Here is a 24,406-nt window from a genome sequence, read left to right on the forward strand (position 1 = left end):
GATCCGTCGGTCGTCTCCGTCGGCATAAGGGGATCGATGACTGATCTGGGTCGGGGCTACGGCTCCCAGGGCTCCGAGCCGTGGCGCCCCGGTGATCCGGTGTACGGCGGTCAGCAGCAGCCGGTCCCCGGCCAGGAGGACGGCGGCTGGCAGCAGAACCCGGTCCAGCAGCCCGATCCGTTCGGTCAGGGCCAGCAGCAGTACGGCCAGCAGGGCTACCCCCAGCAGTCGCACCAGCAGCAGGATCCGTTCCAGGGCCAGCAGCAGTACGGCCAGCAGGGGTACGGCCAGCAGGCGCAGTACGGGCAGCAGGGCTACCAGCAGCAGCCGAACCCGATGCAGCCGAACCCGATGCAGCAGGGCCAGCAGTACGTCCAGGGCCAGCAGCAGTTCGGCCAGCAGGGCTACCAGCAGCAGCCGAACCCGATGCAGCCGAACCCGATGCAGCAGGGCCAGCAGTACGTCCAGGGCCAGCAGCAGTTCGGCCAGCAGGGCTACCAGCAGCAGGGCGGACCGCAGGCGCCGGGCCAGCTGCCGCCCCAGCAGGGCCAGCAGCAGGGCCAGCAGCACGGCCAGCAGCAGGGCCAGCAGCAGCAGAACTTCCCCGGCCGGCAGCAGCCGCCGTTCGGCCAGCAGTCGCGGCCGGTCCAGCAGGGCCGCCGCGCGCAGCCGGCCGAGCCGGCCGGCCCCGGCCCGGACGGCATCGACTGGGAGGCGGAGGCCGCGGCGCTGGAATCGGGCGCCGCCCCGGCCGAGGCCGAGCCGGACGCCGAGCAGTGGGACGGCCCGCAGGACGAGCTCCAGGACGAGCAGGAGGAGGAGCAGGGCTCCTTCCTCGGCGACCTGGACGACTCCCGCGAGGCCAAGCGCAAGCGCAAGGAGAAGGGCAAGAAGTCCGGCCGCCGCAACGGCGGCGCCTGCCTGCTGGTGGCCCTGGTGCTGCTCGGCGGCGTGGCCGGCGGCGGCTGGTGGGGTTACGGCTTCTACCAGAGCCACTTCGGGCCGCCCGCCGACTTCGCGGGCGACGGCACCACGACCGTCCAGGTCGAGATCAAGCTGGGCTCCTCGGGCGGCCAGATGGGCCAGGCGCTCAAGGCGGCGGGCGTCGTCAAGAGCGTCGAGGCCTTCACCGACGCCTTCGGCAAGGACCCGAAGTCCCAGGGCATCCAGCCCGGCTTCTTCACCCTCAAGCGCGAGATGTCGGCCGCGGCCGCGCTGAAGATCCTGATCGACTCGGCGGGCGGCGAGAACCTGATCCTCCAGGAGGGCCTCAGCGCGGCGGAGATCTACGCCAAGATCGACGACAAGCTGAAGCAGCCCAAGGGCACCACGGCCGGCGTCGCCAAGGCCCAGGTCGCCGAGCTCGGCCTGCCCGCCTTCGCGGGCGGCAACCCGGAGGGATTCCTCTTCCCGACCCGGTACGCCATCGCCAAGGACATGAAGCCGGTGGAACTGCTCAAGCAGATGGTCGCCAAGGCGACCGAGCAGTACCAGGCCCTGAACCTGGACGCGGGAGCGCAGAAGATCGGGCTGAAGAACGCCTACGAGGTGGTCATCGAGGCGAGCATCCTCCAGAAGGAGGGCAACAACGCGGCGGACTTCGGCAAGATGGCCCGCACCATCCAGAACCGCCTGGCCGACGAGGCGCAGACGCAGCACCGCCTCGGCATGGACACCACGCTCCAGTACTCCCTCGGTCGCAAGAACCTGACCGAGAAGGAGATGGACGACGCGTCCAACAAGTACAACACCTACCTGAACGCGGGCCTGCCTCCGACGCCGATCGCCAACCCCGGCGCGGACGCGCTGAAGGCGGTGCTCAACCCGCCGGAGGGGAAGTGGCTGTTCTTCATCGCCATGTCCCCGACCGAGACCCGGTTCGCCGACACCTACGCCCAGCACCTGGTCAACGTGCAGGAGTACTGCACCGCGGCGGGTCAGGGCTTCGACAAGGCCCGCGGCCACTGCGTCACCAAGTAGCCGCGGCACCGGGCACCGACATCCGGGACGAGCAGGACGAAGGAACGTGGACAGCAAGCACAGGGCGGCCGTGCTCGGCTCGCCGATCGCGCACTCGCTCTCACCCGTGCTGCACCGGGCGGCGTTCCGGGCGCTCGGCCTGGCGCGGTGGAGCTATCAGCGCTTCGAGGTGGACGAGGCCGGGCTGCCCGGCCTCGTCGCCGGGCTGGACGAGGCCGAGTGGGCCGGGCTCTCCCTCACCATGCCGCTCAAGCGGGCGATCATCCCGCTGCTGGACGAGGTCAGCGCCACCGCCCGGTCGGTGGACGCCGTCAACACGGTGCTGTTCCACCCGGACGGGCGCCGGACCGGCGACAACACCGACGTCCCCGGCCTGGTGAACGCGCTGCGCGAGCGGGGCGTCGAGAGCGTCCCGGCCGCCGCCGTGCTCGGCGCCGGGGCCACCGCCTCCTCCGCGCTGGCCGCGCTGGCCCAGATCTGCACCGGTGAGGTGACGGTCTACGTCCGCAGCGCCGAGCGGGCCCGCGAGATGGCCGAGCTGGGCGAGCGGCTCGGGCTGGACCTGCGCACCGCCGACTGGGAGCGCGGGGCCGAGGCGCTGGAGCGTCCGCTGACCGTCTCCACCACCCCGGCCGGGGCCACCGACGGGTTCGCCGACGGGCTGCCCGCCGGGCCCGGCGCGCTCTTCGACGTGCTCTACCACCCGTGGCCGACCAAGCTGGTCGCGGCCTGCGCGGAGCGCGGCGCCACCGTGCTGGGCGGGCTGGACCTGCTGGTGCACCAGGCGGTGCTGCAGAGCGAGGCGTTCACCGGGATCACCCCCGGGCCGCTGGCGGCGATGCGCGAGGCCGGCGAGGCGGCCCTCGCCGGCGGCTGAGCCGCGGCCGCCGCCCGGCGCGGCGCGGGCGGCCGGGCCACCACCCGGCCGGTGCGTCTCGGTCGGTGGCGGCCACTGTCCGCAACGCGGACCGTGCGTCCGGTGGCCGCCCGGGCATGAAAGGATTCGGGGGAGAGACGCGGGACCGGTACGACCTGGGGCCCGCGGAAGGAATGCCCGGTCGGCCCGCGCGGTGCGCGCAGCGGCCGGTCCGCTGACGAAGGAGCTCCGTTGGGTACGTTGCGCTGGCTGACCGCGGGGGAGTCGCACGGCCCCGCACTCGTCGCGACGCTGGAGGGCCTGCCCGCCGGCGTACCGGTGACCACCGAGCTCGTCGCCGACGCGCTGGCCCGCCGCCGGCTCGGCTACGGCCGCGGTGCCCGGATGAAGTTCGAGCAGGACGAGGTGACCTTCCTCGGCGGCGTGCGGCACGGTCTGACCATGGGCAGCCCGGTGGCGGTCATGGTCGGCAACACCGAGTGGCCCAAGTGGGAGCAGGTCATGTCGGCCGACCCGGTCGACCCGGAGATCCTGGCCGGCCTGGCCCGCAACGAGGCGCTCACCCGCCCCCGCCCCGGCCACGCCGACCTGGCGGGCATGCAGAAGTACTCCATCGACGAGGCCCGGCCGATCCTGGAGCGCGCCAGCGCCCGCGAGACGGCCGCCCGGGTGGCGCTGGGCGCGGTCGCCCGTTCGTACCTCAAGGAGACCTGCGGCATCGAGCTGGTCTCGCACGTCGTGGAGCTGGCCGCCGCCAAGGCCCCGGCCGGCGTGCTGCCGCTGCCCTCGGACGAGGCCCGCCTCGACGAGGACCCGGTGCGCTGCCTGGACGCCGACGCCTCCAAGCGGATGGTCGCCGAGATCGACCAGGCCCACAAGGACGGCGACACCCTCGGTGGTGTGGTCGAGGTGCTCGCCTACGGCCTGCCGCCGGGCCTCGGCTCGCACGTCCACTGGGACCGCCGGCTGGACGCCAGGCTGGCCGCCGCGCTGATGGGCATCCAGGCGATCAAGGGCGTCGAGGTCGGCGACGGCTTCGAGCTGGCCCGGATCCCGGGCTCGCAGGCGCACGACGAGATCGTCCCGACCCCGGAGGGCGTCCGCCGCACCTCCGGCCGTTCGGGGGGCACCGAGGGCGGCCTGTCCACCGGCGAGCTGCTGCGCGTGCGCGCCGCGATGAAGCCGATCGCCACCGTGCCCCGCGCCCTGCAGACCCTGGACGTGCGCACCGGCGAGCCGGCCAAGGCGCACCACCAGCGGTCCGACGTCTGTGCCGTGCCGGCCGCGGGCATCGTGGCCGAGGCGATGGTGGCGCTGGTGCTGGCCGACGCGGTGAGCGAGAAGTTCGGCGGCGACAACGTCTCCGAGACCCGCCGCAACGTGCGGGGCTACCTCGACAACCTGATCGTCCGATGACCGCACCGGTCCTCGTGCTGGTCGGCCCGCCCGGCAGTGGCAAGACCACCGTCGGGCGGGAGCTGGCCGCGCGGCTCGGGGTCGGCTTCCGCGACACCGACGCCGACATCGAGGCGCTGGCCGGCAAGCCGATCCCGGAGATCTTCATCGACGAGGGCGAACCGCACTTCCGGGAGCTGGAGGTGGCCGCCGTCCGCGCCGCCACCGCCGGCCACCCCGGCGTGCTCGCCCTCGGCGGCGGCGCGGTGCTGGCCGAGGCCACCCGCGCCCTGCTGGCGGACCTCCCCGTGGTGTTCCTGGAGGTCGCCCTGGCCGACGCCGTCAAGCGGGTCGGCCTGGACGCGCCGCGCCCGCTGCTCGCGGTCAACCCGCGGGCCAGCTGGCGCGACCTGATGGAGGCCCGGCGTCCGCTGTACCTGGAGGTCGCGACCGCCGTCGTCGCCACCGAGGGGCTCACCCCGGAGCAGGTCGCCGACGCCGTACTCGAAGCACTGGAGCTGCAGCCGAAATGAACGAGCAGGGGCGCATGACTGACACCGTGACCATCCACGTCGGTGGCAGCGCCGGCCACGACCCGTACGACGTGCTGATCGGCCGCCAGCTGCTGGGCGAGCTGGGCAAGCTGATCGGCACCAAGGCGCGCCGGGTCGCGATCATCCACCCGGAGGCCCTGGAGGCCACCGGCGACGCGATCCGCGAGGACCTCGCGGCCGAGGGCTACGAGGCGATCGCCCTCCAGGTGCCCAACGCCGAGGACGCCAAGAGCGCCGAGGTCGCCGCCTACTGCTGGTCGGTGCTCGGCCAGACCGGGTTCACCCGCAGCGACGTGATCGTCGGCCTCGGCGGCGGTGCCACCACCGACCTGGCCGGCTTCGTCGCCGCCACCTGGCTGCGCGGGGTGCGCTGGGTCTCCATGCCCACCACGCTGCTCGGTATGGTCGACGCGGCCGTGGGCGGCAAGACCGGCATCAACATCGCCGAGGGCAAGAACATGGTCGGGGCCTTCCACCCCCCGGCCGGCGTGCTCGCCGACCTGGACACCCTGGAGACGGTGCCGAAGCACGACTACATCTCCGGTCTCGCCGAGGTCATCAAGGCCGGCTTCATCGCCGACCCGGCCATCCTCGACCTGGTGGAGGCCGACCCCGAGGGGGCCAGGACCCCGGCCGGCCCGCACACCCTGGAGCTGATCCGGCGGGCCATCCAGGTCAAGGCCGACGTGGTGTCCGGCGACCTCAAGGAGAGCGGCCGCCGCGAGATCCTCAACTACGGGCACACCCTCGCGCACGCCATCGAGCGCAACGAGCGCTACAAGTGGCGGCACGGCGCGGCGGTCTCGGTCGGCATGGTCTTCGCCGCCGAACTCGGCCGGCTCGCCGGGCGGTTGGACGACGAGACGGCCGACCGGCACCGCACCGTGCTGGCCTCGGTCGGCCTGCCGCTCACCTACCGCGGCGACGCCTGGCCCAAGCTGCTGGACGCCATGAAGATCGACAAGAAGTCGCGCGGCGACCTGCTGCGCTTCATCGTCCTCGACGGCCTGGCCAAGACCTCCGTGCTGGAGGGCCCCGACCCGTCGCTGCTGGTCGCCGCCTACGCGGAGGTCTCCGCGTGACCAGGGTGATGGTCCTCAACGGCCCCAACCTCGGCCGGCTCGGCAGCCGGGAGCCCGACGTCTACGGCGCCACGTCGTACGCCGGACTGGTCGAGCGCTGCACCGCGCTGGGCAAGGAGTTCGGCTTCGAGGTCGATGTGCACGAGACCAACTCCGAGCAGCAGATGGTCGAGTGGCTGCACGAGGCGGCCGACGGCCAGGTGCCGGTGGTGATCAACCCGGGTGCCTTCACGCACTACTCGTACGCGATGCGCGACGCCGCCGCCCAGCGGACGGCGCCGCTGATCGAGGTGCACATCTCCAACCCGTACGCGCGCGAGGAGTTCCGGCACAACTCGGTGATCGCCGCGGTGGCCTCCGGCACCGTCGCGGGCTTCGGCCTCGGCTCGTACGAGCTGGCCCTGCGCGCCCTGGCGGAGCAGCTCACCACACGCTGACGCAAGATCATCGGCCCGGTGGCGGACTGTGCCCGCCACCGGGCCGACGTGTAGTGTCCCCGTCGGAGACGGTGTCGGGAGGTGACCGTGACGCAGTACACAGGGGGAGGTCAGCTGCCGCCCCGGCCGGTGGTCCCGCCGGCCGCGCCCGCCGGTTCCATGGTCACGGGTCTCACGGGCAGCGGCCCCACGGCCACCGGCCCCGTGCCCACCGGCCCCGCCGTCGCCGCCCCCGGGCCGCCCGCGCCCGCCGGCCCGGCACCCGCAGGGCCCCCGGCCGCACCCGCCGCTCACCCGCCGGCACCCGCCGAACCGGGCCCGCCCACCGTCCCCCTCATGCCGGTGGTGCCCGCGGCCGCCGCCCCCGCGCCGGCCGCCATGACCGCGACCCCGCTCTTCGTCAGCGGCAGCGCCGCGGGACCGCCCCCCGGCCACCCCGCCCCCCAGCACCCGTACGGGAACCCGGCCCTGCGCGCGCACGGAGCCCCCGGCCCGCCGGGCCGGCCGGTTCCCGCCGGTGCGACCGGGCACTTCCTGCTGCCGTCCGGCGCGCCCGTGCAGCTCCCGGCGCACCCGCAGCAGCACGCCCCCACCGGCCCCATCGCCGTCCTGCTGATCGGCCCGGCCGGCGCCGGCAAGACGACCGTCGCCCGGCACTGGGCCGAGCGCCGCCCGTCCCCGACCGCGCACATCAGCCTGGACGACGTCCGCGAGTGGGTGCAGTCCGGCTTCGCCAACCCGCAGTCCGGCTGGAACAACGCCTCCGAGGCCCAGTACCGGCTGGCCCGCCGCACCTGCGGCTTCGCCTGCCGCAACTACCTCGCCAACGGCATCTCCTGCATCATCGACGACGCGGTCTTCCCCGACCGCCCGGCGATCGGCCTCGGCGGCTGGAAGCGCCACATCGGCCCCGGCATGATCCCTGTGGTGCTGCTCCCCGGCCTGGACTCCGTCCTCGCCCGCAACGCCCGCCGCAGCGGCAACCGTCGCCTCAGCGACGAGGAGGTCGCCCGGATCCACGGCCGGATGGCCGGCTGGTACAACTCCGGGCTGCCGATCATCGACAACTCGCAGCTGGACGTCGCGGCCACCGCCGCCGCCCTGGACCAGGTCATCCTGGCCCGGCTGCTGGGCCGGCCGGTGCGCTGACCACGCCTTTCCGGGTCAGGCCGGCGTCCGGCGTCCCTGCCGGCTGTCAGTGCCGGCTGGGATGATGGACCCGTCCTGCTGATCCACCGGGGGAGCCGAGTCCGTGCCCGAAGGCCACATCATCCACCGCCTCGCCGCCGAGAACCTCAAGACCTTCGGCGGCCGCCCCGTCCGGGTCTCCAGCCCGCAGGGGCGGTTCGCCGACGGCGCCAAGCTGATCGACGGGCAGCTGCTGGCCACCGCCGAGGCCACCGGCAAGCACCTCTTCCTCGGCTTCGAGGAGGGCGCCTGGCTGCACGTCCACCTCGGCCTCTACGGCGGCTTCACCTTCGGCGAGGGCCGGGCCCCCGCGCCGGTCGGCGTGGTGCGGCTGCGCCTGGAGAACGACGACGCGTACGCGGATCTGCGCGGCCCCACCACCTGCGAGCTGCTGACCGCCGCCGAGAAGGCCGCCGTGCACGCCCGCCTCGGCCCCGACCCGCTGCGCGCGGACGCCGACCCCGACCTGGCCTGGCGGCGGATCTCCGCCAGCCGGACGACGGTCGCCGCGCTGCTGATGGACCAGAAGGTGCTGGCCGGGGTCGGCAACGTCTACCGCGCCGAGGTGCTGTTCCGGCTCGGCATCAGCCCGCACCGGGCGGGCCGGGACCTCACCCGCGCCGAGTGGGACGCCGTCTGGGCCGATCTGGTGGGCCTGATGCACGAGGGCGTCGGCGCGGGCCGGATCGACACCGTCCGCCCCGAGCACACCCCGGAGGCGATGGGCCGCCCGCCGCGGGTGGACGACCACGGCGGCGAGGTCTACGTCTACCGCCGTGCGGCGATGCCCTGCCTGGTCTGCGGGACGGACGTCCGCACCGAGGAGCACGCCGCCCGCAACCTCTTCTGGTGCCCCTCCTGCCAGCAGGCCTGAGGCGGCCCGGGCCGGGCGCCGGGCCGGGCCCCGGGCCTCAGTTCCGCGGGGCGGCGACGACCGGGCCTCAGTCCCGCGGGGCGGCGACGACCCGGGCGAGCAGCTCCACCAGCCGGGTGCGCTCCTCGGGGTCGAGCGGCGCCAGCAGCGCGGCGTTTGCCCGGTCGCCGAGGATCCGCAGCCGGGCCAGCAGGTCGTGGCCGGCGGGGGAGAGCGCGACGGTGTTCTTCCGTCGGTCCTTCGGGTCCGGTGCGCGGGTCACGAACTCCCTGGACTGGAGGTCGTCGAGGACGGCGACCAGGTCCTTGGGGTCGATCCGCACGATCCTGGCGAGGTCCGCCTGGGCGAGCGGACCGTGCTCGGCCACGCCGCAGAGCACCGCGTGGTGCGGCAGACGGACGCCCTCACGCGCGAACTGATCGGCCACCAGGCGGTGCCCGAGGGCGGAGGCCCGTCCGAGCAGCCAGCTTGGCAGGGTCTGCAGGTGGGCGAGCGGGGTCTCGGACATGGGGGCAGTCTATCCGGATATTCGTTGGACATCCCCATGAATTCGTCCCTACCGTTGGGGTATCCAATGAAATCCCTCCGCTGGGGGAGAAGGGGGACGCCCGTGCGCGCACTCAGGTTCCACACGTACGACGGCCCGGCGGCGCTCCGGCTCGACGAGGTGGCCGAGCCCGTGGCCGGCCCGGGGGAGCTGCTGGTCCGGCCGGAGCTGGCCGGCGTCACGCTGCCCGCGCTCAGGCAGTTGCGGGGGCGAGGAGCCCCGCAGGCCCCGGCCGGCCCGGGCGGCGAGTACCTCGGCCGGGTGGTCGCGGCCGGCGAGGGCGTCACCGGCTTCGCGCCCGGCGACCGGGTCGGCGGGATCGCCCCGGCGGTGCACGCCGAGCTGGTGGCCGCCCCGGCGGGGCTCGCCGTCGCCGTGCCCGGTGCGCCGGCCGCCGGTGACGCGCTGGCGGTGCTGCGCAGCGGGCTGGTCGCCCTCGGCGCGCTGCGGGTGGGCGGCCTGCGGGCCGGCGAGTCGGTCCTGGTCACGGCGGCGGGCGGCGGGGTGGGACACCTGGCCGTCCAGCTGGCCCGGGCGCTCGGCGCGGGCCGGGTGATCGCGGCCGTGGGCGCCGGGGAGAAGGCCGGCTTCGTGCGGGGGCTCGGCGCGGACGAGGTGTTCCGCTACCAGGACGGAAGCTGGGGCGCGCCGGTGGACCTCGTCCTGGACGGTGTCGGGGGCGAGGTGCTGCCCAGGGCGCTCGACGCGCTGGCGCCGTTCGGCCGGCTGGTCGCCCTCGGCGGCGCGGGCGGCACGCTCGACGCCGGCGAACTGCTGGGCGGGATGCGGACGGTGACCGGTCTGTCGATGGCCGTGCTGGCCCGGCACCGCCCCGGGCTGCTCGACGAGTGGCGCCAGGAGCTCTGGGAGCTGCTCGGGCGGGGAGCGCTCCGGCCGGTCTGCACGGAGTTCCCGGTCACCGCGGCGGCCGAGGCGTTCGGCCTGCTGGAGCGCCGGGCCAACCTCGGCAAGGTGGTCCTGCGGATCAGCTGACGGCCGGCTCCGGGCCCACGTGCTCGGCCGCCGCGCAGGGGCCCAGCAGGGCGCCGAGCTCCTGGTCGACGACCCGGTAGCGCACCACCCGGCCGTCCCGCTCCCCGGCCACCACGCCGGCGGTGCGCAGCAGCCGGAGCGCCTGCGAGACGGCCGGGTCGCGCATGCCGGTGGCCACCGCGAGGTCGCTGACGGCGAGCGGCCCGGCCCGGTGCAGGGCGACCAGCAGCGCGAGCCGGCCGGGGTCGGCGAGCAGCGAGAAGCGCTCGGCCCAGGCGCGCACCCGGGCGGTGTCGCCGATGGCGGCGATGGCCTCGCAGACCCGGTGCCCGTCGATGGTCCGGTGGTCCGCGCGCTCGGCCGGTACGAGATGCATGCGGGCATTGTCGCAGCCGGGGGACTGACTGTGATCCTGAACACCTGCGCAGGTGCGCAGCCTTGCACAAGTGACCTGACGCCCCGTACGGTGTGGCCCGCCGTGGTGTTCGGGAAGACCGGTGACGGACCTTCAGAGGTCCCATTCCGGAGCGGCCCTCGCCACTGTGAACGGGAAGTCTCCGCACCGTACCCGCCCCCCGGGCGGGTGGTCACTGGACGCCGAGGCGTCCGGGAAGGCCTGGTGCGGTCGCGCAGCACCCACCGCCGCTTCGCGGCCGGGTGTGCCCCGAAGCCAGGAGACCGGCCACGGCATCTCACGAAGTGATCCACGAGGTGCTGGAGCGTGACCGGATGACCCTGCCCGAAATCGGTGCTGCCCGAACGGCGGCGCCCGCGGTCGATCCCGCGCTCCCCGCCTTCCGCTGGCGGCGCGAGGACACCGTACGGACGGCCGGGCTGATGGTGGTGATCCTGGCCATGCACGTGCTGGCGTTCGGGACGCTGTTCTTCCTGGTCGCACCGCACGAGTACGCGGTCGGTACCCAGGTCTTCGGGGTTGGCCTGGGCATCACCGCCTACACCCTGGGGATGCGGCACGCCTTCGACGCCGACCACATCGCGGTGATCGACAACACCACCCGCAAGCTGATGGCGGACGGCCGGCGCCCGGTGTCGGTGGGCTTCTGGTTCGCGCTCGGGCACTCCTCGATGGTCGTGCTGATGGCGGCCCTGGTGGCGGGCGGCGCCCAGCTGGCCAACACCCTGATGGACGAGGACTCGGTCACCCACCAGTGGCTCGGGGTGCTGGGCACCAGCGCGTCCGGGGCCTTCCTCTACCTGATCGGCGCGCTCAACCTGGCCGCGCTCTTCGGCATCCTTCGGGTCTTCCGGGCGATGCGGGACGGGCGCTACGACGAGGCGGAGCTGGAGGAGCACCTCAACTCCCGGGGCCTGTTCAACCGGGTGCTGAGCCGGGCCACCCGCTCGATCACCCGGCCCGGCCAGATGTTCCCGGTCGGCATGGTGCTGGGCCTCGGCTTCGACACCGCGACCGAGGTGACCCTGATGGTGATGGCCGGCAGCGGCGCCGCGGCGGGCCTGCCCTGGTACGCGATCGTCTGCCTGCCGCTGCTGTTCGCCGCCGGGATGAGCCTGTTCGACACGCTGGACGGGACGTTCATGAACTTCGCCTACCAGTGGGCGTTCTCCAACCCGGTGCGCAAGGTGTACTACAACCTGACCATCACCGGGCTGTCGATCGCGGTCGCCTTCATCATCGGCACCATCGAACTGGTCGGCGTGCTGCACGAGAAGCTGGACCTGACCGACCCGGTCAGCGGCTGGATCGCCGGCCTCTCGCTCGACAACGTCGGGTACGTGATCGTCGGCCTGTTCGTGGTGGTCTGGGCGGCGGCGATCGCGTACTGGCGACTGGGCCGGGTCGAGCAGCGCTGGGCCGCCCGCCCCTGACCGGCCCCGCCCCGGGTCGGCGCGCGGGCGGGGCCGGCCGGGCTCAGGCGGCGGCGAGCAGCAAGGTCCCGGCCACCGCCAGGCCGGCGCCCAGCACCTGGACGGGGCGCAGCCGCTCCTTCAGCAGGCCGCGCGCCATCAAGGCGGTGACCACCGGGAAGAGCGAGGCGAGCACGGCGGCCGCGGCCGCCGACCCGCTGTGCGAGGCCGTCGCGTAGGTGCCGTTCGCCGCCACGTCGGCCACGCCGATCGCGGTCAGTGCGGGCATCCGCCCGCGCAGCTCCCGGCCGAGGGCCCGGCGGGCTCCGGCCGGGCGCAGCATCGGGGCGAGCGCGGCGCCGCCGACGGCGATGTTGCAGAGCCGCTGCACGCAGAGGGTCAGCAGCAGCCTGCCCTCGCCGGAGGCATGCGCGACCAGGGCCATCACGGCGCCGAAGCCGAAGGCTGCGCCCAGGGTGAGCAGCAGGACCGTCCGGCCGGCGGACCGCCCGCCGCGCTCCGGGCCGCCGGCCAGGGCGACGCCGACCACCGCCACCGCGATCCCGGCCGCCTGGAGGAGACCGGGGCGCTCGCCGAGCACCAGCCCGACGCCGACCGGGACGGCCACCCCGACGGTGGCCAGCGGCGAGACCACCCCCATCGGGCCCAGTGCCAGTGCCCGGTAGAAGGCCAGCATCGCGAACGGGCCGATCACGCCGGCCGCGACGGCGTACCAGAGCATCGGGGAGGCGTCCGCGAGGCCGCCGGTGGCGAGCACGGCGACCACCAGCACCACGGCGGCCGCCAGCTGGGAGGCGACCACCACCGACAGGGCCGGCAGCCGCCGGGTGAGGGCTCCGCCGCCGAAGTCGGCCAGGCCCCAGAGCAGGCTGGCGCTGAGCGCGAGCAGGGCGCTCATCGGGAGGCGGCCGGCTGGCCGGCGGGGGTGTGCGGGGCGGGCGCGCGCCCGGCCGGCGGGTGAACGTGGGACAGCACAGTGGCCTCCGCAGTACAGTCGGGTGGACTTCTTGTCCGGACCGCAGCGTAGTGCAACATAGTGAACTATCCGAATCAATTCATTGGACTGTCCCGTGCCGGATCCCGATCTCGTCACCCAGGCGCTCGCCCGGAACCTCAAACGGCTGCGCACCGAGCGCGGCTACACCCTGGACGCCCTGGCCGCCCGGGCCGGCGTCAGCCGGGGGATGATCGTGCAGATCGAGCAGGCGCGGACCAATCCCAGCGTCGCCTCGGTGGTGCGGCTCGCCGATGCGCTCGGCGCCTCGATCGCCCGGCTGCTCGACTACGACGAGAGCGCCGCGGTGCGGATCGTCACCGCCGACCAGGCCGTCCCGCTCTGGAGCGGCCCGGCCGGCGGCAGCGGCACGCTGCTCAGCGGCGTGGAGGCGCCCGGGCCGCTGGAACTCTGGGCCTGGCGCCTCGAACCCGGCGAGGGCTACAGCTCCGAGGCGCACCCGGCCGGCACGGTCGAGATCGTCCGGGTGGAGACCGGCGAGCTGACCCTCTCGCACGGCGACCGCGACCATGCGGTGCCGGCCGGCAGCACCGCCTCCTTCGAGGCCTCCGAGTCGCACGGCTACCGCAACGACGGCGCCGTGCCGGTACGGCTGACCATGGTCGTGTCGGTGCCGCCGCCGCGCTGAGGGCCGCCCGGACGCACCGGGGCGGCGCCGCCCGTCCAGGGGTGGCGCCGCCCCGGCCGGACCCGTCCGGTCAGCCGTGCCGCCTGCCGTAGCGGCGGTGGAAGGCCTCGACCCGGCCGGCGCCGTCCAGCACCCGGGCCCGACCGGTGTGGAAGGGGTGGCTCGCCGAGGAGACCTCGACGTCGACCACGGGGTAGCTGTTGCCGTCCTCCCACTCGACGGTCCGCCCGGTGCCGGTGCCGGTGCCGGTGCCGATGGTCGATCGGGTGAGGAAGGCCAGGTCGCCGCTGCGGTCGCGGAAGACGACGGGGCGGTACGCGGGGTGGATGCCGGTCTGCATCGGAGTACTCCTCGGGGGTGTCGGGCGCGGGCCGGGTGCCGGTCCGGGGGTTCGCCGGCGCTGTCGCGGCGGCGGGCGGTGTCGGTGCGGGAGGTGTCAGCGCTCCTCGCGGAACAGCACGTGCTGCCGCGCGACCGGGTCGTACTTGCGCAGCGCCATCCGGTCGGGGTCGTTGCGCCGGTTCAGCCGGGTCACGTACGTGTAGCCGGTGCCGGCCGTGGAGCGCAGTCGGACGACCGGGCGCAGTTCGTTGCGGGCCATGGGACTCTCCTTCGGTGTCGCGGGCGGTGCGGTGGAGCGCGTCGAGCAGGTGGAGCAGGTGGTGAAATGGATGTCATTTCCACCAGTGACTCCTCCAACACGTCCGCCCGCCGGTGCATTCCCCGGCGCCCCGGCGCGTTCCCGGCCGCCTTCCGTGCCGTTCTCCGTGCCGCCCCCGCCCGGCCCGGAGACCGCCGGGTGCCGCCGTCCGGATCGCTCGCCGGGCGAACCGCCGCCGCTCTCCGTACGCTCGACCCATGTCTGATGCGTACGCGGGCCGGCGGGAGCGTCTGAGGGAGAACTGCAGCGCGAAGGGGGCGGACGCGGCGCTGATCACCCGGCCGTCGAACGTCCGCTACCTCACCGGCTGCGGCCCGTGCGGTGCCACCCTGCTGCTCACCCGGGAGCGCGCGCTGCTGGCGCTGCCGGACGACCTGCCGCCGGACGACACCGGTGAGCACCTGCTCGGCGAGGACCTCAGTCAGCTGCTGGTGACGGCCGGCGTCGACACCGCGTTCGCGGCCGCCGAGGCCGCAGCCCAGCTGCGGGTAGGCGATCTGGTGGTCGAGGAGCACGACCTGACCGTCGCCCGGCACCGCGCGGTGTCCGGCCTCGCCGAGGGCGTACGCCTGGCGGACCTGGGTCGGGCGGTCGAGCGGATGCGGGTGGTCAAGGACGAGCACGAGATCGCCGACCTGCGGATCGCCGCCGAGATCGCCGACCAGGCCCTGAGCGAACTGCTCGAATCGATCCTGGTCGGGCGGACCGAACGACACCTGGCGATGGAGCTGGAGCGCCGCATGATCGACCACGGGGCGGACAAGGCGGCCTTCCCGGTCTCCGTCGGCACCGGCAGCCACTCCGGGCAGGAGAACCACCGGCCCACCGACCGGCGGGTGGAGGAGGGGGACTTCCTGACCGTCGTGCTCGGCGCCCAGTACCGCGGCTACGGCGTCTCCACCGCCCGGACCTTCGTCATCGGCGCCTCCCCGGCGCCCTGGCAGGTGGAGCTCCACCGGCTGGTCTTCCGAGCCCAGCGGGCCGGCCGGGAGGCGCTCGGCCCGGGGGTCGAAAGCTGCGTACCCGACCTGGCGGCGCGGGAGATCCTGCAGGCCGCCGGTCATTCCGAGGCCTCGCCGCACCCCGTCGGGCACGGCATCGGGCTGGAGATCCGGGAGGCGCCGCGTCTCGGTCCCGCAGACATGGGTAAACTGGACAATCGCGTGCCGGTCACCGTCGGCCCCGGGGTTCATCTCCCGGGAAAGGGCGGGGTCCGGATCGAGGACACGCTCGTGGTACGCCCCCTCGAAGAGGGCGGGCCCGAGCTGCTCACCATCACCACCAAGGAGCTCCTCGCCCTGTAGTCCCGTCGCCGCGTCGCCTTGACGCGGCGGGGGCCAGGACGCGCCCCCTTGGTTCCTTGACAGCTATATCCAGGAGTAAGTGCGCCCGTGGCTTCCACGAACGATCTCAAGAACGGCATGGTCCTCAAGCTCGACGGTGGCAAGCTCTGGTCCGTCGTAGAGTTCCAGCACGTCAAGCCGGGCAAGGGCCCCGCCTTCGTGCGCACCAAGCTCAAGGAGGTCCTGACCGGCAAGGTCGTGGACAAGACCTTCAACGCGGGCACCAAGGTCGAGACCGCCAGCGTCGACAAGCGCGGCATGCAGTTCTCGTACAAGGACGGCTCGAACTTCGTGTTCATGGACACGGACACCTACGACCAGGTGATCATCGAGCCCGCCGTCGTCGGCGACGCCGCCAAGTACCTGCTCGAGGGCTTCGAGGCCGTCGTGGCGATGTACGAGGGCTCCCCGCTCTACATCGAGCTCCCGGCCTCGGTCGAGCTGCTCATCCAGCACACCGAGCCGGGCGTCCAGGGCGACCGCTCCACCGGTGGCTCCAAGCCGGCCACGCTGGAGACCGGCGCCGAGATCGCCGTCCCGCTCTTCATCGTCACCGGCGAGAAGATCAAGGTCGACACCCGCGACGGCAGCTACCTCGGCCGGGTGAAGTAAGTCCGTGTCGGCCGCCCGTAGCAAGGCCCGTACGCGAGCCTTCCAGATCCTCTTCGAGGCCGACCACCGGGACGTCGACCCGCAGCGCGTCCTCGCCGACTGGGTGGCCCGCGCCCGGGAGCCCAAGCCGGACGAGGGCACCCCGCAGATCGGCGAGTACACCATGCAGCTGATCGAGGGGTACGTCCAGCACGCGCGTCGCATCGACGAGCTCATCTCCACCTACTCGGTGGGCTGGACCCTCGACCGGATGCCGATCGCGGACCGCAACGTCCTGCGGCTCGGCGCCTACGAGCTGATCTGGGAGGACGGTGTCCCGGACGCCGTCGTCCTGGACGAGGCCGTCGAGATCGCCAAGGAGTTCTCCACCGACGACTCCCCGGCGTTCGTCAACGGCCTGCTCGCGCGGTTCATGGAGCTGAAGCCCACGATCCGCCGCGACTGACGCAGTCGACCGCGAACCCCGCGAAGGCCGCCGGACACCTGTCCGGCGGCCTTCGCGCGTTCACAGTGGTGGAGTAGGGTCTGCTACCGGCGAGTAACTCGCCGACCGGGCCACTCATCAGCGGAGGGCGCACCACTCATGACCACGGCGATTCGCAGCGAGTTCGACCAGGGCATCGCCCTGACCCCGCGCCCCGGCGGGCCCGGCCTGTACGACGGTGAGCTCGGCGCCGGCTGGCAGATCGGCGGCGGCATCAACGGCGGGCTGCTGCTCGCGGTGGCCGGCCACGCGCTGTCCCTGCAGCATCCCGAGCACCCGGACCCGATGTCCATCAGCGGGTACTACCTCTCCGCCTCGCGGCCCGGCCCGGCCACCGTCAGCGCCGAGGTGATCCGCGGCGGCCGCAGCCTCTCCACCGGCACCGCCTCGCTGAGCCAGACCGACGAGCGGGGCCGCTCCGTCGAGCGGCTCCGGGTGCTCGCCAGCTTCGGCGACCTCGGCGCGGCCGAGGGCGAGGTGCGCACCAGCGCCGAGCCGCCGCGGCTGCCGCCGCCGGACCAGTGCATCGGGATGGAGCACGCGCCCCCGCAGCTGATCGAACAGGCCGCCCTGCTGGAGCGGTTCGACCTGCGGCTCGACCCGGCCACGGTCGGCTGGGCGCTCGGACAGCCGTCGAAGAACGGCCGGATCCAGGGCTGGTTCAGACTCGCCGACGGCCGCGATCCCGACCCGCTGCTGCTCCTGCTGGTCGCCGACGCGCTGCCGCCGGTCACCTTCGACCTGGGGCTGCCCGGCTGGGCGCCGACCATCGAGCTGACCGTCCACCTGCGGGCCAGACCCGTCCCCGGCTGGCTGCGGGTCGTCCACTCCACCCGCAACCTGGCCGGCGGCCACTTCGAGGAGGACGCCGAGATCTGGGACGAGTCCGGTCGCCTGGTGGCGCAGTCCCGGCAGCTCGCCCGGGCCCCGCGCCCCGCCTGACCCGCCGTACGCCCGCGCGACCCGGCCCCTCGCACGCCGTGGGTCGCTGCCCGGCCTGTCCGCCCGCTCCGGTGCCTCGCCCCGCGCGCCCGCGTGCGGGCCGGCCGCACCGGAGCGGGCGGGTCGGCGTGCCCCGGTGCGGAGCGCCGGACGCCGGGCGTGGCCGACGGCTCACTGTTGGTTACAGGGCTGTGACACGCCGTGCGTGTGCGACTCCTGAGGGTGGGGAGGAAGAGGGTGTCGGCACCCCCGCCGCCCCCGATTCCCCCGCCCCCAGGAGCCCCCGATGCCCCGCAACGGCCGCCCCCGCCGCACCGCACCCCCCTCCTGCCGGCTGCCGGCCCGGGGGCACCTGCCGGCCGCCCGCACCGCGGACCAGGACCTGCCCGCCGGCCTGGTCCCGCGCCCGGGGGGCGCGCCGGAGTCGGGGCGGCGCAGCGAACAGGCCTTCATCACCGGCATCCTGACCAGCCGTGAGGACTTCGAGCGGGCCCGCGCCTGGGGTGTGGCCGACGCCGACGACTACGACGGCTACCTGCTGGACACCGCGGCCCTGCTCACCGAGGCGCACCGCACCTTCGAGGTGGTCCGGGCCAGGATGTTCCACCCGGTCGACTTCGAGGAGTTCTGCCTGCTGCACCGGCTCGACCCGGCCGAACCCGCCGCCCGGGACCGCTACCTGGTGAACCCGCCGCTGCAGACCCAGCTGCTGCCCTACCAGGGCGAGGACCTCGCGGGGGACTTCGTCCCGCGCCTGGTCCGGGCCCGCGAGAGCGGCCTGACGCTGCGCCATGTCGACCTGCTGCTGGACGGCGGCCTCTACGGCCGGGAGCAGCGTGCGGTCCGGGACGCCTACCAGCGGGGCGCGGAGGTGCTGCGCCGGATCCTGGTCGGCGCCGGCTTCGGGGTGTACGAGTTCCGCTGCACGGTGGACGCACCGGGCGGGCGGCTGGAGGCGGCGGCCCGGGTCCTGCACTGGGAGGACGGAGTGGTGCGGATCAACGACGAGGACCTGGACCTGGTCTGCGCCGTGCTCTGCGCGGGGCTGGCCCGCGAGCTGCCGGGCGCCGCGCTGCTGCACGGCTCGCAGGGGGCGGCCGCCGACTGCGGGGAGTACCGGGAGGTGGCCTGGGCCTGGGCGAGCGGCGGCCAGGACTGGACGCCGGCCGCCGGCGGGGCCGTGCTGTCCGGCATCGCGGCGGCGCCGGGCTTCAGCCTCGGCACGGTGTGCTGAGGCCCGGCCCGGCCCGGGGAACGCCGACGGCGCGGCTCCCCCGGAGGACCGGGAGTGCCACGCCGTGACGTTTCTGCAGGCGGGGAGCGTCAGCTCGCGTCCTCCTCGCGCACCGCCCGGCGCGCGTCGGGGTTCAGCACGCCCCAGGAGATCAGCTGCTCGGTGAGGATCGACGGCGACTGGTCGTAGATCACGGCCAGCGTGCGCAGGTCGTCCTGGCGGATCGAGAGCACCTTGCCGTTGTAGTCGCCGCGCTGGCTCTGGATGGTCGCCGCGTAGCGCTGCAGCGGACCGGCCTTCTCGGACGGCACCTGGGTCAGTCTCTCCAGGTCGAGGACCAGGCGCGGCGGCGGCTCGGCCGCGCCGCCCGGAGTCCCTCCGGGCAGCAGCTCCTGGACCGGGACGCCGTAGAACTCCGCCAGCTCGGCCAGCCGCTGCACGGTGACCGCGCGGTCGCCGCGCTCGTACGAACCGACGACGACTGCCTTCCAGCGCCCCTGGGACTTCTCCTCGACACCGTGCAGGGAGAGACCCTGCTGAGTGCGGATCGCTCGGAGCTTGCCCCCGAGTTGCTTCGCGTAGTCGCTGGACATTGGTCTCCCCGGACGAGATTGCTTCGCGTTGAGTGGTGAGCCACGACCGGCCGCCGGCTGTGCGGCCGACAACTGCCCGGCACGCCCTACCGGTGGGTTCGACGTGCGTCTCGTAACTCACTGTGAGGTTACGTAGAGTGAGGTAGCTGCGTCAAGCCGAATGGGGCAGTCGTGCGAATGGCTCGCGTCCGGAGCATGAACCACGCCGGTGCGCCGTGGTTGACCTGCGGTGTCGCGAAGCGGAGCGAACCACCACCGGATCGCAGCCGAACACGCTGTTAGGATGGCCCAGGCTTCCGCCGCGACCGGGGAGGCCCTACCAGACATCCTTTAATGGCCCGTCCTGTGAGGCGGGGAAGGAGGTCGGCTTCGGCATGACCACAGTGAGAGATTCATCCTCCGCACCGCGCCCGCCGCACCAGGTGCTCGACGCCACCGACATCGCCCGGGTGGTGACCCGGATCGCCCACGAGATCGTGGAGCGCGCGAAGGGCGCCGAGGACGTCGTCCTGCTCGGCATCCACACCCGCGGCGTCCACCTGGCCCGCCGGCTGCACGCCAAGCTCACCCAGATCACCGGGCGCGAGATCCCGCTCGGCACCCTGGACATCACGATGTACCGGGACGACCTGCGGCTGAAGCCCGCCCGCGCCCTGGAGCACACCGAGATCCCGGGCGGCGGCATCGACGGCAAGCTCGTCATCCTGGTCGACGACGTGCTCTTCTCCGGCCGCACCATCCGCGCCGCGCTCGACGCGCTCAGCGACATCGGCCGCCCGCGCGCCGTCCAGCTGGCCGTCCTGGTCGACCGTGGCCACCGCGAGCTGCCCATCCGCGCCGACTACGTGGGCAAGAACCTGCCCACCTCGCTGCGCGAGGCCGTCCAGGTCCAGCTGTCCGACACCGACGGCCGGGACGCCGTCCTGGTCGGCGACCGCGACTACGCGGCCCGCTCCTCGCAGGCCCTCGCCGCCCAGCCGCCCGCCGACCAGCCCCTCCCGGAGTAATCGCGTGAAGCGCCACCTCGTCTCCGCCGCCGACCTCACCCGCGACGACGCGCTGCTGATCCTGGACACCGCCGAGGAGCTGGCCCAGCTCTCCGGCCGCGCCGTGAAGAAGCTGCCCACCCTGCGCGGGCGCACCGTCGTCAACCTCTTCTTCGAGGACTCCACCCGCACCAAGACGTCCTTCGAGGTCGCCGAGAAGCGGCTCTCCGCCGACGTCATCAACTTCTCCGCCAAGGGCTCCTCGGTCTCCAAGGGCGAGAGCCTCAAGGACACCGCGCTGACCCTGCAGGCGATGGGCGCCGACGCGGTGGTCATCCGCCACCACGCGTCCGGCGCGCCGGCCCGCCTCGCGCAGTCCGACTGGCTGCACGGCAGCGTGATCAACGCCGGTGACGGCACCCACGAGCACCCCACCCAGGCGCTGCTCGACGCCTTCACCATGCGCCGCCACCTCAACGCCGGTGCCGGCAAGGACCTCGCGGGGCGGCGGATCACCATCGTCGGCGACATCCTGCACAGCCGGGTCGCCCGCTCCAACGTGCACCTGCTCACCACCCTCGGCGCCCAGGTCACCTTCGTCGCACCGCCGACGCTGGTGCCGATCGGCATCGAGAACTGGCCGTGCGAGGTCAGCTACGACCTGGAGAGCGTGCTGCCCAAGACCGACGCGCTGATGATGCTGCGGGTGCAGCGCGAGCGGATGAACGCCGCGTTCTTCCCCACCGAACGGGAGTACTCCCGCCGCTACGGCCTGGACGGGGCCCGCCTCGCCCAGCTGCCCGAGCACGCGATCGTGATGCACCCCGGCCCGATGGTCCGCGGCATGGAGATCACCGCCGAGGTCGCCGACTCCCCGCGCTGCACCGTGGTCGAGCAGGTCGCCAACGGCGTCTCCGTCCGGATGGCCGTCCTGTACCTCCTCCTCGGCGGGGCCGTCTTCGCCGACGGGGCCACCGAGCCCGCCCGCCCCGAAGCCCGTACCGACTCCAGTGAGGCCGCCCTGTGAGCGCGGCCGGCGAGGGAACCGACACCATGGTCAGCTACCTGATCCGCAACGCCCAGATCCTCGACGGTGCCCAGCAGGACATCCACATCGCCGACGGCCTGATCCGGGCGATCGGCACCGGCCTGGACGTCGAGGCCGACATCGACATCGACGCCCACGGCCTGATCGTCCTGCCCGGCCTGGTCGACCTGCACACCCACCTCCGCGAGCCCGGCCGCGAGGACGCCGAGACGGTGCTCACCGGCACCCAGGCGGCCGCCAAGGGCGGCTTCACCGCCGTCCACGCGATGGCCAACACCTTCCCCGTGGCGGACACCGCCGGCGTGGTCGAGCAGGTCTGGCGGCTCGGCCAGGAGTCCGGCTACTGCGACGTGCAGCCGGTCGGCGCCGTCACCGTCGGCCTGGAGGGCAAGAAGCTCGCCGAGCTGGGCGCGATGCACGACTCGGCCGCGGGCGTCCGGGTCTTCTCCGACGACGGCAAGTGCGTGGACGACGCGGTCATCATGCGCCGCGCCCTGGAGTACGTGAAGGCCTTCGACGGCGTCGTCGCCCAGCACGCCCAGGAGCCGCGGCTCACCGAGGGCGCCCAGATGAACGAGGGGCAGGTCTCCGGCGAGCTCGGCCTCGGCGGCTGGCCGGCCGTCGCGGAGGAGGCGATCATCGCCCGGGACGTGCTGCTCGCCGCGCACGTCGGCTCCCGCCTGCACGTCTGCCACGTCTCCACGGCCGGCTCGGTGGAGATCATCCGCTGGGCCAAGCAGAAGGGCTGGAACGTCACCGCCGAGGTGACCCCGCACCACCTGCTGCTCACCGACGAGCTCGTCCGCAGCTACGACCCGGTCTACAAGGTCAACCCGCCGCTGCGCACCGAGGCCGACGTGCTGGCCCTGCGCAAGGCGCTCGCCGACGGCACCATCGACGCCGTCGCCACCGACCACGCGCCGCACCCGGCGGAGGACAAGGACTGCGAGTGGGCGGTCGCCGCGATGGGCATGGTCGGCCTTGAGACCGCGCTGTCGGTCGTCCAGCAGACCATGGTCGACACCGGCCTGCTCAAGTGGGAGGGCGTCGCCGACCGCATGTCCCACCGCCCGGCGCGGATCGGCCGGCTCTCCGGCCACGGCCGCCCCGTCTCGGTCGGTGAGCCGGCGAACCTGGTGCTCTTCGATCCCGCGTACCGTGGGACCGTGAATCCCGACAGCTTCGCCACCCGCAGCCGAAACACCCCCTACCGTGGCCTTGACCTGCCGGGACGGGTGCACGCCACCTTCCTGCGCGGGGTCGCCACGGTGCTCGCCGGCGAGCTGGTCGAGCGCGGCGGGCTCGCGTGAGCGGCCCGACCACGACGGCCCTCACCCTGCTCGCCCGGCAGACCCCGCTGGCCCAGGAGAAGGCCAGGGTCACCGACTGGCCGTCCTACATCGGCTGGGCCGTCGGCCTGCTGATCGTGATCGGCCTGATCTACTGGCTGATGCGCCAGGGCTGGAACTGGCGCCGCACCCTGCAGTCCGGCCTGCCCGCGCTGCCCGCCGTGCCGGCGGACGCCGGCCCGGTCATCCTGGAGTCCAGCGGCCGCTACCACGGCACCACCACCGCCGGGAACTGGCTGGACCGGATCGTGGCCCACGGCCTCGGCACCCGCAGCCGCGCCGAGCTGACCCTCGGCGAGCGGGGCCTGCTGGTCCTGCGCCCCGGTGACGTGGACCTCTGGATCCCGGCCGAGCAACTGGCCGGCGCCCGGACGGACTCCGGCATCGCCGGCAAGGTCGTCCCGGCCGGACTGCTGGTCGTCACCTGGAGCCTGGAGGGCACCGCCCTGGACTCCGGGTTCCGGGCCGACCACCCGGACGAACACGCCGCCTGGGTCGAGGCGGTCAACGAACTCGCAACACGTACGACGAAGACGAAGACGGAAGAGGCCGCCACATGACCGCACCTGCCCCCACCACGCTGCGCTTGAGGCGGGAGCGAGTGCCCGCCGTCCTCGTCCTGGAGGACGGCCGGACCTTCCACGGCCAGGCCTACGGCGCGGTCGGCGAGACCTTCGGCGAGGCGGTCTTCAACACCGGCATGTCCGGCTACCAGGAGACCCTCACCGACCCCTCGTACCACCGCCAGGTGGTCGTGATGACCGCCCCGCAGATCGGCAACACCGGCTGGAACGACGAGGACGACGAGTCCCGGCGGATCTGGGTCGCCGGCTTCGTCGTCCGCGACCCCGCCCGGGTGCCGTCCAACTGGCGCTCGCTGCGCCCGCTGGACGAGGAGCTCGCCACCCAGGGCGTGGTCGGCATCAGCGGCATCGACACCCGCGCCCTCACCCGCCACCTGCGCGAGCGCGGCGCGATGCGGGTCGGCATCTTCTCCGGCCCGGCGCTCGCCGACGAGCAGGTGCTGCTCTCCCGGGTGCTGCAGGCCCCCGAGATGAAGGGCGCGGACCTCTGCGCCGAGGTCGCCACCACCGAGCCGTACGTCGTGCCGGCCGTGGGCGAGAAGCGCTTCACCGTCGCCGCCGTGGACCTCGGCATCAAGGCGATGACCCCGCAGCGGATGGCCGAGCGCGGCATCGAGGTGCACGTGCTGCCGGCGAACTCCACCGTCGAGGACATCTACGCGGTGAACCCGGACGGCGTGTTCTTCTCCAACGGCCCGGGCGACCCGGCCACCGCCGACCACCAGGTCGCGGTGATGCAGGGCGTGCTGGAGCGCAGGACCCCGCTGTTCGGCATCTGCTTCGGCAACCAGATCCTCGGCCGCGCGCTGGGCTTCGGCACCTACAAGCTGAAGTACGGCCACCGGGGCATCAACCAGCCCGTCCAGGACCGCACCACCGGCAAGGTGGAGGTCACCGCGCACAACCACGGCTTCGCCGTGAACGCGCCGCTGGACAAGGTCAGCGACACCCCGTACGGGCGCGCCGAGGTCTCCCACGTCTGCCTCAACGACGACGTGGTCGAGGGCCTGCAGTGCCTGGACACGCCCGCCTTCAGCGTGCAGTACCACCCGGAGGCCGCCGCGGGCCCGCACGACGCCGCGTACCTCTTCGACCGCTTTGTCGACTTGATGGCCGGCGCCCCGGCCGCCCGCACCACCGCAGGGAGCTGAC

The 24,406-nt window shown here is 73.7% G+C and carries 27 protein-coding genes and 1 riboswitch; of the genes, 21 read left to right on the forward strand and 6 right to left on the reverse strand.

Going from position 1 to position 24,406, the window contains the following annotated elements; genetic code table 11:
* Positions 1 to 36 precede the first annotated feature (36 nt).
* From mltG to J2S46_RS33345, 8 genes are all read left to right on the forward strand, one after another.
* Positions 37 to 1,980, forward strand: a complete 1,944-nt coding sequence (gene mltG, locus J2S46_RS33310; RefSeq protein WP_191288199.1) for an endolytic transglycosylase MltG — start codon at positions 37 to 39, stop codon at positions 1,978 to 1,980.
* 46 nt (positions 1,981 to 2,026) lie between these two features.
* Positions 2,027 to 2,857, forward strand: a complete 831-nt coding sequence (locus J2S46_RS33315) for a shikimate dehydrogenase (RefSeq protein WP_191288200.1) — start codon at positions 2,027 to 2,029, stop codon at positions 2,855 to 2,857.
* A gap of 231 nt (positions 2,858 to 3,088) precedes the next feature.
* Positions 3,089 to 4,273 carry a chorismate synthase gene (gene aroC / locus J2S46_RS33320; protein ID WP_191288201.1) on the forward strand — a complete coding sequence of 395 codons (1,185 nt, stop codon included), beginning with the start codon at positions 3,089 to 3,091 and terminating at the stop codon, positions 4,271 to 4,273.
* Complete coding sequence (locus J2S46_RS33325) at positions 4,270 to 4,785, forward strand: shikimate kinase (RefSeq protein ID WP_191288202.1); 516 nt, start codon at positions 4,270 to 4,272, stop codon at positions 4,783 to 4,785. The genes aroC and J2S46_RS33325 overlap by 4 nt, the downstream gene beginning before the upstream one ends.
* Before the next feature lie 14 nt (positions 4,786 to 4,799).
* Complete coding sequence (gene aroB, locus J2S46_RS33330; RefSeq protein ID WP_191288203.1) at positions 4,800 to 5,888, forward strand: 3-dehydroquinate synthase; 1,089 nt, start codon at positions 4,800 to 4,802, stop codon at positions 5,886 to 5,888.
* Between the two features lie 8 nt (positions 5,889 to 5,896).
* Entirely contained in the window at positions 5,897 to 6,325 is a 429-nt protein-coding gene (gene aroQ, locus J2S46_RS33335; protein WP_191288334.1) for a type II 3-dehydroquinate dehydratase, read from the forward strand.
* 336 nt (positions 6,326 to 6,661) lie between these two features.
* Entirely contained in the window at positions 6,662 to 7,474 is an 813-nt protein-coding gene (locus J2S46_RS33340) for an AAA family ATPase (protein ID WP_329499814.1), read from the forward strand.
* 103 nt (positions 7,475 to 7,577) lie between these two features.
* Positions 7,578 to 8,387, forward strand: coding sequence for an Fpg/Nei family DNA glycosylase (locus J2S46_RS33345; RefSeq protein WP_191288204.1), 810 nt, complete (start codon positions 7,578 to 7,580; stop codon positions 8,385 to 8,387).
* A gap of 67 nt (positions 8,388 to 8,454) precedes the next feature.
* Here the strand turns inward: J2S46_RS33345 and J2S46_RS33350 are convergent, their stop codons facing one another.
* The gene (locus J2S46_RS33350) at positions 8,455 to 8,895 is read right to left on the reverse strand and encodes a MarR family winged helix-turn-helix transcriptional regulator (protein ID WP_191288205.1); all 441 of its coding nucleotides are present in this window, start codon (positions 8,893 to 8,895) and stop codon (positions 8,455 to 8,457) included.
* Between the two features lie 102 nt (positions 8,896 to 8,997).
* Here J2S46_RS33350 and J2S46_RS33355 point away from each other — a divergent pair, with 102 nt between their 5' ends.
* A complete protein-coding gene (locus J2S46_RS33355) occupies positions 8,998 to 9,927 on the forward strand; it encodes a quinone oxidoreductase family protein (protein ID WP_191288206.1) in 930 nt (309 codons plus the stop codon).
* Here J2S46_RS33355 and J2S46_RS33360 read toward each other — a convergent pair.
* Entirely contained in the window at positions 9,920 to 10,303 is a 384-nt protein-coding gene (locus tag J2S46_RS33360; protein ID WP_191288207.1) for an ArsR/SmtB family transcription factor, read from the reverse strand. The two genes, J2S46_RS33355 and J2S46_RS33360, sit on opposite strands and share 8 nt — an antisense overlap.
* 86 nt (positions 10,304 to 10,389) lie before the next feature.
* Positions 10,390 to 10,628: riboswitch (cobalamin riboswitch) on the forward strand.
* 28 nt (positions 10,629 to 10,656) lie between these two features.
* Between J2S46_RS33360 and nicT the strand changes: the two genes are divergently transcribed.
* Positions 10,657 to 11,775, forward strand: coding sequence for a Nickel transporter NicT (gene nicT / locus J2S46_RS33365; protein ID WP_191288208.1), 1,119 nt, complete (start codon positions 10,657 to 10,659; stop codon positions 11,773 to 11,775).
* 43 nt (positions 11,776 to 11,818) lie between these two features.
* Here nicT and J2S46_RS33370 read toward each other — a convergent pair whose 3' ends face one another.
* Positions 11,819 to 12,673, reverse strand: a complete 855-nt coding sequence (locus J2S46_RS33370; protein ID WP_191288209.1) for an EamA family transporter — start codon at positions 12,671 to 12,673, stop codon at positions 11,819 to 11,821.
* A 172-nt stretch (positions 12,674 to 12,845) separates the two neighbouring features.
* Between J2S46_RS33370 and J2S46_RS33375 the strand changes: the two genes are divergently transcribed.
* Positions 12,846 to 13,418 carry a helix-turn-helix domain-containing protein gene (locus J2S46_RS33375; protein ID WP_191288210.1) on the forward strand — a complete coding sequence of 191 codons (573 nt, stop codon included), beginning with the start codon at positions 12,846 to 12,848 and terminating at the stop codon, positions 13,416 to 13,418.
* Positions 13,419 to 13,488: 70 nt separating this feature from the next.
* Here J2S46_RS33375 and J2S46_RS33380 read toward each other — a convergent pair whose 3' ends face one another.
* Entirely contained in the window at positions 13,489 to 13,758 is a 270-nt protein-coding gene (locus J2S46_RS33380; RefSeq protein WP_191288211.1) for a type B 50S ribosomal protein L31, read from the reverse strand.
* A 96-nt stretch (positions 13,759 to 13,854) separates the two neighbouring features.
* On the reverse strand, positions 13,855 to 14,019 hold the full coding sequence (gene rpmG / locus J2S46_RS33385; protein WP_073921459.1) for a 50S ribosomal protein L33: 165 nt from the start codon (positions 14,017 to 14,019) through the stop codon (positions 13,855 to 13,857).
* A 257-nt stretch (positions 14,020 to 14,276) separates the two neighbouring features.
* On the opposite strand from rpmG, the gene J2S46_RS33390 reads away from it, so the two are divergent.
* The 5 genes from J2S46_RS33390 to J2S46_RS33410 all read left to right on the forward strand — a co-directional run bounded on the left by J2S46_RS33390 (position 14,277) and on the right by J2S46_RS33410 (position 18,694).
* A complete protein-coding gene (locus J2S46_RS33390; RefSeq protein WP_191288212.1) occupies positions 14,277 to 15,383 on the forward strand; it encodes a M24 family metallopeptidase in 1,107 nt (368 codons plus the stop codon).
* Between the two features lie 87 nt (positions 15,384 to 15,470).
* Complete coding sequence (gene efp, locus J2S46_RS33395) at positions 15,471 to 16,034, forward strand: elongation factor P (RefSeq protein ID WP_073921457.1); 564 nt, start codon at positions 15,471 to 15,473, stop codon at positions 16,032 to 16,034.
* A 4-nt stretch (positions 16,035 to 16,038) separates the two neighbouring features.
* Positions 16,039 to 16,479: a transcription antitermination factor NusB gene (gene nusB, locus J2S46_RS33400; RefSeq protein ID WP_190212449.1), complete on the forward strand. Its 441-nt coding sequence runs from the start codon at positions 16,039 to 16,041 to the stop codon at positions 16,477 to 16,479.
* A gap of 138 nt (positions 16,480 to 16,617) precedes the next feature.
* Complete coding sequence (locus J2S46_RS33405; protein WP_191288213.1) at positions 16,618 to 17,460, forward strand: thioesterase family protein; 843 nt, start codon at positions 16,618 to 16,620, stop codon at positions 17,458 to 17,460.
* 286 nt (positions 17,461 to 17,746) lie between these two features.
* Positions 17,747 to 18,694 (forward strand): DUF8829 domain-containing protein, encoded by a 948-nt coding sequence (locus tag J2S46_RS33410; RefSeq protein ID WP_191288214.1) that lies wholly within the window; start codon positions 17,747 to 17,749, stop codon positions 18,692 to 18,694.
* A gap of 89 nt (positions 18,695 to 18,783) precedes the next feature.
* Here the strand turns inward: J2S46_RS33410 and bldD are convergent, their stop codons facing one another.
* The gene (gene bldD / locus J2S46_RS33415) at positions 18,784 to 19,287 is read right to left on the reverse strand and encodes a transcriptional regulator BldD (RefSeq protein ID WP_030056198.1); all 504 of its coding nucleotides are present in this window, start codon (positions 19,285 to 19,287) and stop codon (positions 18,784 to 18,786) included.
* Between the two features lie 374 nt (positions 19,288 to 19,661).
* Between bldD and pyrR the strand changes: the two genes are divergently transcribed.
* Genes pyrR through carA form a run of 5 tightly spaced genes read left to right on the forward strand, consistent with a single transcriptional unit; the run spans position 19,662 to position 24,405 of the window.
* A complete protein-coding gene (pyrR, locus tag J2S46_RS33420; RefSeq protein WP_191288215.1) occupies positions 19,662 to 20,294 on the forward strand; it encodes a bifunctional pyr operon transcriptional regulator/uracil phosphoribosyltransferase PyrR in 633 nt (210 codons plus the stop codon).
* A 4-nt stretch (positions 20,295 to 20,298) separates the two neighbouring features.
* The gene (locus J2S46_RS33425; RefSeq protein WP_191288216.1) at positions 20,299 to 21,300 is read left to right on the forward strand and encodes an aspartate carbamoyltransferase catalytic subunit; all 1,002 of its coding nucleotides are present in this window, start codon (positions 20,299 to 20,301) and stop codon (positions 21,298 to 21,300) included.
* A 26-nt stretch (positions 21,301 to 21,326) separates the two neighbouring features.
* A complete protein-coding gene (locus tag J2S46_RS33430) occupies positions 21,327 to 22,631 on the forward strand; it encodes a dihydroorotase (RefSeq protein WP_191288217.1) in 1,305 nt (434 codons plus the stop codon).
* Positions 22,628 to 23,230, forward strand: coding sequence for a PH-like domain-containing protein (locus J2S46_RS33435; RefSeq protein WP_229912106.1), 603 nt, complete (start codon positions 22,628 to 22,630; stop codon positions 23,228 to 23,230). The genes J2S46_RS33430 and J2S46_RS33435 overlap by 4 nt, the downstream gene beginning before the upstream one ends.
* A complete protein-coding gene (gene carA / locus J2S46_RS33440) occupies positions 23,227 to 24,405 on the forward strand; it encodes a glutamine-hydrolyzing carbamoyl-phosphate synthase small subunit (RefSeq protein WP_191288218.1) in 1,179 nt (392 codons plus the stop codon). Before J2S46_RS33435 ends, carA begins: the two co-directional genes overlap by 4 nt.
* Position 24,406: the final 1 nt, after the last annotated feature.

Source organism: Kitasatospora herbaricolor, from assembly GCF_030813695.1.
Classification (GTDB): Bacteria; Actinomycetota; Actinomycetes; order Streptomycetales; family Streptomycetaceae; genus Kitasatospora; species Kitasatospora herbaricolor.

Bases quoted from the DNA above. Each gene is read 5' to 3' on its own strand.
- mltG (WP_191288199.1), top strand. From the start codon at position 37: ATGACTGATCTGGGTCGGGGCTACGGCTCCCAGGGCTCCGAGCCGTGG.
- J2S46_RS33325 (WP_191288202.1), top strand. From the start codon at position 4,270: ATGACCGCACCGGTCCTCGTGCTGGTCGGCCCGCCCGGCAGTGGCAAG.
- aroB (WP_191288203.1), top strand. From the start codon at position 4,800: ATGACTGACACCGTGACCATCCACGTCGGTGGCAGCGCCGGCCACGAC.
- aroQ (WP_191288334.1), top strand. From the start codon at position 5,897: ATGGTCCTCAACGGCCCCAACCTCGGCCGGCTCGGCAGCCGGGAGCCC.
- J2S46_RS33340 (WP_329499814.1), top strand. From the start codon at position 6,662: ATGCCGGTGGTGCCCGCGGCCGCCGCCCCCGCGCCGGCCGCCATGACC.
- J2S46_RS33350 (WP_191288205.1), bottom strand. From the start codon at position 8,895: ATGTCCGAGACCCCGCTCGCCCACCTGCAGACCCTGCCAAGCTGGCTG.
- J2S46_RS33360 (WP_191288207.1), bottom strand. From the start codon at position 10,303: ATGCATCTCGTACCGGCCGAGCGCGCGGACCACCGGACCATCGACGGG.
- nicT (WP_191288208.1), top strand. From the start codon at position 10,657: ATGACCCTGCCCGAAATCGGTGCTGCCCGAACGGCGGCGCCCGCGGTC.
- J2S46_RS33370 (WP_191288209.1), bottom strand. From the start codon at position 12,673: ATGAGCGCCCTGCTCGCGCTCAGCGCCAGCCTGCTCTGGGGCCTGGCC.
- J2S46_RS33380 (WP_191288211.1), bottom strand. From the start codon at position 13,758: ATGCAGACCGGCATCCACCCCGCGTACCGCCCCGTCGTCTTCCGCGAC.
- rpmG (WP_073921459.1), bottom strand. From the start codon at position 14,019: ATGGCCCGCAACGAACTGCGCCCGGTCGTCCGACTGCGCTCCACGGCC.
- J2S46_RS33390 (WP_191288212.1), top strand. From the start codon at position 14,277: ATGTCTGATGCGTACGCGGGCCGGCGGGAGCGTCTGAGGGAGAACTGC.
- J2S46_RS33405 (WP_191288213.1), top strand. From the start codon at position 16,618: ATGACCACGGCGATTCGCAGCGAGTTCGACCAGGGCATCGCCCTGACC.
- J2S46_RS33410 (WP_191288214.1), top strand. From the start codon at position 17,747: ATGCCCCGCAACGGCCGCCCCCGCCGCACCGCACCCCCCTCCTGCCGG.
- bldD (WP_030056198.1), bottom strand. From the start codon at position 19,287: ATGTCCAGCGACTACGCGAAGCAACTCGGGGGCAAGCTCCGAGCGATC.
- pyrR (WP_191288215.1), top strand. From the start codon at position 19,662: ATGACCACAGTGAGAGATTCATCCTCCGCACCGCGCCCGCCGCACCAG.
- J2S46_RS33430 (WP_191288217.1), top strand. From the start codon at position 21,327: ATGGTCAGCTACCTGATCCGCAACGCCCAGATCCTCGACGGTGCCCAG.
- carA (WP_191288218.1), top strand. From the start codon at position 23,227: ATGACCGCACCTGCCCCCACCACGCTGCGCTTGAGGCGGGAGCGAGTG.